The sequence below is a fragment of the Rahnella sp. PAMC25559 genome (genome assembly GCF_050632365.1).
Classification (GTDB): Bacteria; Pseudomonadota; Gammaproteobacteria; order Enterobacterales; family Enterobacteriaceae; genus Rahnella; species Rahnella rivi.
Map to the genome: position 1 here is coordinate 161,070 of NZ_CP192544.1, position 8,012 is coordinate 169,081.

The window sequence follows — 8,012 nt, forward strand, 5'->3', positions numbered from 1 at the left end:
CCTCAACGCGGATTTTAGTAATTTTTAGGGAATGGGAGATTGATACGCAACAGTTTTCCTTTTTCCATTTCGATGAATCCGCCGAAACGCAGGTCAGCAAGCATTTTCATCACACCGCTTCGCGCCAGCCGCGTGCGCGTCAGGATGTATTGTTCAACACGAATCTCGTGGAAATCAGGACGTTCAGAAATCTCGGTCAATAACCGGCAGATAATTTCATAACTGGAGCTGTTGATCATCAGAAAGTCGCGATATGTCTGCTGGTCGTTCATATACGACTGATAAGTGATCATGTCTTCCATCAGATCATGCGCTTTGATGGCATCCAGCGCCGTCTGGTGTGATAACCAGGCAATCTTACTTTCCGGTTGCGGCGTGAAGGTGTGTGTCTGATAGCGGAATTCAGAACCTTGCAGCCCGATGATCGCCGGGGCATAAGAGGTGGCGACCAGAAGTTCATCACGATTACGCCAGATCTCAATGCTGCCTTCTAAAATCAGAATTACGATGAATTCTGAATGCTCATCAATGAGCTTTATCCCCTCGCGTCCACGGGTTGCCGCCAGAGGCCGGGACAGGCCCGAGAGAGAATTTATCAGTTTACTGATGGACTCTGCGGGCTTCACCGGCGCGGCTACAATAAGGTTTTCAGATTTTGGGCGTGTCATAGATTTGCTCTTAAACAGTGAAAATCAACCTGCCTCTTATTATAGCCGCGTATTTTTCTTTCATTTTCTTTCATATTGACGTTAGCCAGAACCGTTTTCAGTTCAGGATGCAGGCAAAGCCCTCCGTCACGGTAGATCTGTTTGAGCTGAGGTGCCCATCCGAAAGATAAGCGTATAAATAACTGTTGACACCGTTGGACGATGAAGACCAGAACACAACGCCAGAATGTGGAACATCCTTAATACTTTGCCCCCACTCTTCCCATAATCCATTACCCGGAACGTTACGAATGTCTGTTCCGTCGCTCAGCTCGCTGATCGTAGGCAAACGTCCGCCCATACCTTCGCACTCCGTTTTTGCGTCATCCCACGTCTTATTTGTCGAACCCATGACAAAGAACAACTGAGGATTAAGGGTCATAGAGACACTCTGTTCATTATGACGCGCAGTGATTTTCACCGCCCCCTTCCCTTTAAAGGTCACTAAACCGGTATCAGACACCGTCGCAACAGCATCATTGCTGCTGCTCCAGGTTACTTCATCAGGAATGTTATCTGTTTCTAACTGCACCTGTGCTCCCGAAAAAGCCGTCATCAGTTTCGCATTGGCGGGAACGGTTATTCGGGCGGTGGCGTTATTCGGCGCGACAGTGTAATCCGTCATATTAATGGAATGCGGATTTACCGGTCCGTCAGGAATAGAATCATTATCAATATACGTGCTGATGTCCGCGATTTCGATCGCAGTATTTTCCTGAGGCGCGCCGGTCAATGTTTTCGGCGTAAGATTGACCCCGATAGTACAGGCTTTATCATTTGGAGAAATAATATATTCCAGAGTACCCGTCGCAAGGACGTGCCGGCTATTATTGGTGTCGGTACAAATCCACTCTACGGAGGGAAGTGTTATTTCCTCATCCCCCTCACCATCAAAAATCGCCACGCGAGGGACAAACTGTCATTAATATCGAGCTGGTCGTCATCCTCAATGCCGCCTCTTTTTCTGACGACATCGATATGCCCGGATTTATTATCCTTGTTATATAAAACAGGGGGAGTTCCTGATACTGCCCCTGTCCGACCGGTCATTTCATTGGCATTAACCAGAAAAGGGGTATTGATCAGGAGTGCTATAAACAACGCTATCCGTGCCTTGCTTTTAAATTTACTTTTCATCACGTCACCATGCTTTAAGGTATGGCAATTTACATCACACGGATTAATTAACCTGAGCGCCAGCGCGCCCAGGCTAATTAATATTACGGATTATTATTTGCGTTTAACGGATTTCAATACTGCTTTAACTTTAGCGGTATAATCTACCTGCAGCTGGTAACCCTGGATACCGTCAGCACCCGCATTGGCGTAGACAGATTTCGCTTCGGTGTTAGTCAACGGCAGTTTCAGATCCTTGTTATCGGTTGAACTGACGGCTTTACCACCCGCCGTACCCGTGGTCGCTGAGGTGCCGTCGAAGATCCAGTTATAGCTGTAGTTGGATGACGCATCCAGTTCTCCCGCATCCCAGACCTTGTTACCGTTGGTGTCATACCAGATTTTGAACTGATACGTATGGCCCAGAATCAGACTGCTGCTCGATTTACCGATCAGGTTATCATCTGGTGATGTGGTATCCACAATCATGGTTGCCACCGTGCCGCCTACTACCGGACCGTCCGGAATATTGTCCGTCGCGTCGTTGGTACTGACATCATTTATGGTGATCCGCTGTCCCCCTTTAGGACTCCCGGTAAGAGTGGCTTCATCAATGGTTGCCCCCAGATAAAGCCCGGCGTCCGCCTGCTGCAGGGTGTACGTTTCCTTACCGGCGGCGCCACTGATGATTTTTTTATCAGCACCATGGCCATCCGAGGTGGTAAACCACGTAATGGTTTTTATACTGTCATCAGCATCACCTTCATTATCCTTCAAAATATAGCTGAGGGTAATTTTATCTCCCGGCGACATTGCGTTGACAGAACCACTTTCATGCCCGTTAGCAAATGTCACGGTATGCGCCGCTGCGCCTGCACCTGTTCCGTATATAATGGGAGAGCTACCTTCAATTGTACCGGCACTGGCTGTTGTATCAGCAAAAGCCATTGGCGCACAGCTGGCAATTAATAATGTGGCAAGGAGTGTTTTGTTAAACGTTTTCATTGGGTCATATCTCATTAAAGTAAAATGGGTGAGTGAATGTCAAATCGCGATAGGAAATATTATTTCTTATTCATCGTTTTAACAGTCTGTATTCCTGTTTGAGTCAACTGATAGTCAACCCTTAATTCATATCCCTGGACCCCGTCTGGTCCGGCAGCGGAAAATACGGTGCTGGCTTCAGCATTGGTTTTCGGCAGGATAATGTCGTGATTATCCGTCGCAGGAGTGGCAAACCCACCCGGCGTACCGTTCGCGCTATTTTTGGTGAATTGCCAGCGGTAATTCATCAAAGAGATGATCGGCGTTTTATTTTCTTCTGTTACTGTTTCACGGTCACTGGCATCCCACTGCCCGTTATTATTACTGTCGTAGGCCACTTTAAATTCATATTCATGGCCTAACTGTAATTTATTACCCTTTGTTGCCGTTAAATTCACTGTCGGATTTTCTTTATCGACGATGGCGGTATAAATCATTTTATCCGCGGGGGTGAAATCAATAACAACCGCATTGGTTTTCTGTGACGATTTATTTTCTGGTTTGGCAATGACAGAGTAAACACCGCTCATTGTACTGCCGATCACCGCCTCGCCCTGCTCCGGCTTTTGTTCATAAAACAGACATTGCGTATGCGTTTCACAGTCACTTTTCGACGCGTGAATCTCAACTTCCTGAGCGTGGCTTTTATCTTCCATCTTGTAAGCATGGAATGTCATATTCAGACTTTCAGCCGCCAGAGCCGTGGTTTCTCCTGCCAGCCCGGCGACTTTACTGCCGCTTGAATGCAGGGTGACGACATCGTTGCCGTTAGATAACACCTTGATGGCTTTTTTCTCTTCACCGGCATCGTTAATCACCAGCTGATAATTAACAGGCGCTTCAGACACTTCAATGTTGACGATATTGGATTGCTTCGCGTGCCCTTTATCATCAACCAGCATCACCGCCAGCGCGTATTTGTTGGCCTCAGGGTCGGGAGAATCGACCCATGCAGGGAACGTGAGCGCCCAGTGGTTATTCTGACCGGCGCTGATATTTTGCTGTGGAGACAAGGCCGGTAAAGCCAGTTTACTTTCCGCAGAGAAACCGCCAAGCGGAACCCACTGCGCGTCTTTAATTTTCAGATGCGACGTAATGGTGGCGTTAACCGTCCAGTGACATCCTTCATAAGCCTGGGCTTCATCCGGCGCATCAGAAAGAATACATTGCGCGGGCGTGCCGGTCGGTTTCAGGTACAGGCCGACATCCAGATCCCTTTTCTCGCGATACTCGAGCACAATATGATTATTACGATCGACGAAATCCATGCGACTTCCCGCCAGGCTGCGCATATCGGCAACGGCTGAAGGGTCCAGTTGTTGCGCCATCGGCACACCGATACGGTAATCCAGCGCCACGTTGGCTGTCAGTTCGGTGTTATCAGAGTTACCCTTCTTATAGCCCAACCCCATGGTGATCATCGGTACCGGGGTATAATCCACACCCAAGGTCACTGCCGACGGGTTTTTCTGTAAACTGTCCGTCCCAAAGAGCGCAACCTGTTCGCCGTAATACTTTTCATAGATGACCGACGAGCCCAGCTGCGGGTATGCCGGTAAATAAGCCTGCGCACGAACGTCCCACCCTCTGGATGGGCGCTCTTCGTAATCTTCCAGGTCTGGCGAATTTTTCCATGAAGACAGCGGAATATAATAGTTGCCGCTAAACTTCAGGTAGTTAGTCCAGGCTTCTGCACCTACGCCGTAACGGCGATGATTTCGGGTCAGGTCGTAATCGTAAAAGGCATTGACGCCCACCAGCCAGTCTTTATTCAGGTTATGGCGTAACCCTGCCCCGAAGTTAGCAATGGTACGATCATCGGTATTGTGAGCAGAGAATTGGGTAAAAATTAAATTGCTCTCTCCTTCATACCAGGGGATCAGATAATCCAGCGATGACCCGTCTAAACTTCCGTCGTCATTGAGACTGATTTGTGTACTGACATGGCCATAAGGCGACAGCGTTTTTTCAATCTGATTCTGTGCCGCGCTGGTGGCAACACTTTTGCCATATTGATAGGCCTGAGACTTCATCCCTTCCGGTGTTAAATTTTCAAAATTCTGTTGTGCTTCGCTCACAGCGGTTTGCGCTGTTTTGGCTGCAAAACCATTATTTGTCTGCGCAGAAAGATCTTCTGCAGAAGCGTTATTCTTTACCGTTTCAGCACTGCCTAAATCTGGCAATAGCAGGCTTTCTGCGGCAATGACATGACTGCTCATCAGCGGGCAGAATGTGATTGCTGCCAGCGTAAATAAAGATAATTTCTTCATATTACGTATTGACCTGAATGATAAAAAATAACCTATCATATTGCTGGAGAAAAATTAACGGAGGATGAAAAGATAAAACATCATCGCGCCGGGTTTATATATAAGTAGTGCAGTCATTAAGAATCTGAACTCTATTAACCTCTGCCAGACCTCCTGCTTGCGAAAATAATATTCGTACCCAACCCCCGCTGCAATATCGTTTGCTGAATGATCAATTCTAAAAATCAACATCCACTCATCACATTAAGGTAACTTGCTGTTTTACCGTGTAAATATTAAAACATCCTGTCAGGAATTTATGCCATTCAGTGTGCTTTTTTATGGCGATAAATTTAATCTCATGCACCCGACTGACGTCTGATGAGAACTTTCACTCCTGAGAATAACGCTGAGCCAGAGCATTTATACAGACAGAGTAACGCCCATAAGGGTTCATGCAGATTTGCAAAAACATCTTTCAGGATATGGCATTGTCTTTGACTCGAAACTTCTGGAGGATGAGCCGTTGAAATATTATCTGCTTAAGGAGTCTGCATCTGTAACTTCTTATTTCCTACATTGTTATTTTATTAATAGTGAGTGAGGTTTTATGTTCCTTTTGAATAACCTATATGAGTACGATGAATTCATTACCACCGTATTCATTATGGCCAGCGCAGAGTCTGATGGTCATATTAAAAAGTGGTCTGATTATAAAAAGCAGTTATCACTCAACCATCCCACCGATTATCCGGTATTAGTGCTTATCAGAGGCTCCAGGATAACGCCGGTATTGGATGATTTGCTTTTCCTGACGGAAGAAAAACTGCAGCAAATTTTTAACCGTGACTTATAATTATGACTATCATTTTCCAGAGAAATATAGCCACTCGTTTATAAGGAGAGAGCATGCAGTCAGGTAACATTACCGATGTATTCTGGACTACAAAAGATTTTGACTTCAACTTGTTAGTCATGTTTGAAGCGGTATACATCTATGGAAGTGTCACCATGGCTGCTGAATCTCTCGACCTCTCGCCTTCTTCCGTCAGTCAGTCTTTGCAAAAACTCAGATTGTACTTTGGGGATCCGTTGTTTGTTCGGGAAGGGAAATCATTAAGTGCCACGACAGTGGCTGTCAGTATTCATCAGGCATTGAGCCCGAGCTTTGATAATTTCCTGTTTGCTTTTCAGAAAGTCTCGAAACAAACCTCTCACAATCGTCTGGTGATTGACTGTTCAGCGTATCTTTCAGGCATCCTCATTCCCGTCATTACCACGTTAGTCCTGGACAGCATCCCACAATGCGAGATCGTGCATACCATCAGTGACCCTACGTCGAACTCCGCTGAAGAGGCGCTGATTTACCGGCGGGCAGACATTATCTTTGATTCCAATCCGCATTTCAGTATGCAGTTCGTTTCTAAAAAAATATTCGAAGAAGAAATCGTTTTTATATGCAGTAAAACGCACCCGCGTCTTACTGATACGCTAGATGTTGAGCAATCCCGGCATGAGAAATTCGTTTTATTAGAAACAGACAGCGAAGTGATTAACGAGTTTCAGGTCTACGCTGACAACTATTTTGGCGAAAGAAATATCGGCATGAGAACGCGTTCACTTTTATGTGTTCTGGCCGCGACAGAAAAAAGCGATCTGGTCGGTGCAATCCCTAAACGCCTGTTTGAAAAAATGAAGGGCAGTTATGACATCAAAATGTTGAAACCGGAGTTGAGTATGAAGCCGGTGTCTATTTACATGATTTATAACAAAACATCGCTCAATAACTCTTCATTTGTACAAATCATCGAGGGGATCAACTCTCACCTGTTGAACTGGCAAGGGTAGTTTAAAGCGAAAACAGTGCATTCTGTCTGCGGGTTTGAGAGGGGGAAAGGTCTTCGGGAAGGTTCTCGACTCGGGAGTGCGCGCACTCCACGAGTCGATTTAACACAGCTTAAGCAGGTTATTGTTCAGATAGTAGATATATACGACTCACGCTTCTTTAATTCACTTAGCGCTTTTGCGGTTCTCCAAATGCATATCGAGAAGTTTTGGCAGATTGGCCAATGACATCAGATGAGCAATGATCCAACCCAAATAGCCTTTCTGGTTAAGCTCAACCAGTTCTTCACCGGTCAGTTTCGCCAGTTTAGCTTCACTCACAACATGGAAATCCTGAACTTTAAAGGATGCACCAGTGCTGCTGGTGATTTCTGCATTACGTTTTTCCAGAAGCTGGAATTTGCTCAGCAGCGCCACGAACTCTTTCGTTCGCTCCATTTCAACCGTGAATCCATTCATGAATTTGATTGTCTCATCCAGGAACTCACTGTTTGAGCCGTCTTTATTAAACAGCTCTTTCCCTTTCTTCTCGTTGAAGCCCGCGAAATCTTTGTCAAAACAAATAGTGAAGTCTTTTGACTCCTGATCTGTTGATGCCAGTACGAATGGATAACGACGTACAAAGGCAGGTAAATAAGTGCCGGCCTTCCAGCTCATATCCTTAGCCACATAATCATTATGACCCGCTTCAAGGCCTAACAGCAGAATGGGGGTGATAACTTCTGTCCCCTCTTTGGTTTCAGCGGCGAATACAATCGGATAATGCGGGGATGCCTGATAAAACTCTCCACCAACAACCGGTAACCAATGGGTATTCGCTGCCATATCAAACCCGTTGACGGGATCGAGTTTTAACTTCTTATGGCTATCACGGGAAAGTGCAGTAACGTTTTTATAGAAAAGCATTGTTGTAGACATTTTAATTCCTTGTGGGCGCAAGGCCCGGGAGTAAGTAATAGGGTTTCCACACGCGAAGCGTCGCGGTGAGATTAATGAATGCTCGGGGGAACAGTACCCGGTGGATTTCAACCGGGCACTGTTCCTGATATTA

General features: G+C 46.1%; 8 protein-coding genes. 2 read left to right on the forward strand and 6 right to left on the reverse strand.

Annotation, left to right across the window (positions count from 1 at the left end; genetic code table 11):
* Positions 1–14: 14 nt before the first annotated feature.
* The 5 genes from ACQZQY_RS23250 to ACQZQY_RS23270 form a co-directional block, all read right to left on the reverse strand.
* Positions 15–668, reverse strand: a complete 654-nt coding sequence (locus ACQZQY_RS23250; protein WP_136375853.1) for a helix-turn-helix domain-containing protein — start codon at positions 666–668, stop codon at positions 15–17.
* Positions 669–765: 97 nt separating this feature from the next.
* Positions 766–1,611 carry an Ig-like domain-containing protein gene (locus ACQZQY_RS23255; RefSeq protein WP_431297322.1) on the reverse strand — a complete coding sequence of 282 codons (846 nt, stop codon included), beginning with the start codon at positions 1,609–1,611 and terminating at the stop codon, positions 766–768.
* Entirely contained in the window at positions 1,575–1,844 is a 270-nt protein-coding gene (locus tag ACQZQY_RS23260) for a hypothetical protein (RefSeq protein ID WP_431297323.1), read from the reverse strand. Before ACQZQY_RS23260 ends, ACQZQY_RS23255 begins: the two co-directional genes overlap by 37 nt.
* Positions 1,845–1,937: 93 nt before the next feature.
* Positions 1,938–2,828: a SinI family autotransporter-associated protein gene (locus ACQZQY_RS23265; RefSeq protein WP_183849159.1), complete on the reverse strand. Its 891-nt coding sequence runs from the start codon at positions 2,826–2,828 to the stop codon at positions 1,938–1,940.
* A gap of 59 nt (positions 2,829–2,887) precedes the next feature.
* On the reverse strand, positions 2,888–5,137 hold the full coding sequence (locus ACQZQY_RS23270) for an inverse autotransporter beta domain-containing protein (RefSeq protein ID WP_431297324.1): 2,250 nt from the start codon (positions 5,135–5,137) through the stop codon (positions 2,888–2,890).
* A 589-nt stretch (positions 5,138–5,726) separates the two neighbouring features.
* Between ACQZQY_RS23270 and ACQZQY_RS23275 the strand changes: the two genes are divergently transcribed.
* Complete coding sequence (locus ACQZQY_RS23275; protein WP_056772507.1) at positions 5,727–5,972, forward strand: hypothetical protein; 246 nt, start codon at positions 5,727–5,729, stop codon at positions 5,970–5,972.
* Between the two features lie 53 nt (positions 5,973–6,025).
* Positions 6,026–6,964, forward strand: a complete 939-nt coding sequence (locus tag ACQZQY_RS23280; RefSeq protein ID WP_431297325.1) for a LysR family transcriptional regulator — start codon at positions 6,026–6,028, stop codon at positions 6,962–6,964.
* 162 nt (positions 6,965–7,126) lie between these two features.
* On the opposite strand, the gene ACQZQY_RS23285 is transcribed toward ACQZQY_RS23280, so the two are convergent.
* Positions 7,127–7,879: a SapC family protein gene (locus ACQZQY_RS23285; protein WP_431297326.1), complete on the reverse strand. Its 753-nt coding sequence runs from the start codon at positions 7,877–7,879 to the stop codon at positions 7,127–7,129.
* Positions 7,880–8,012 lie beyond the last annotated feature (133 nt).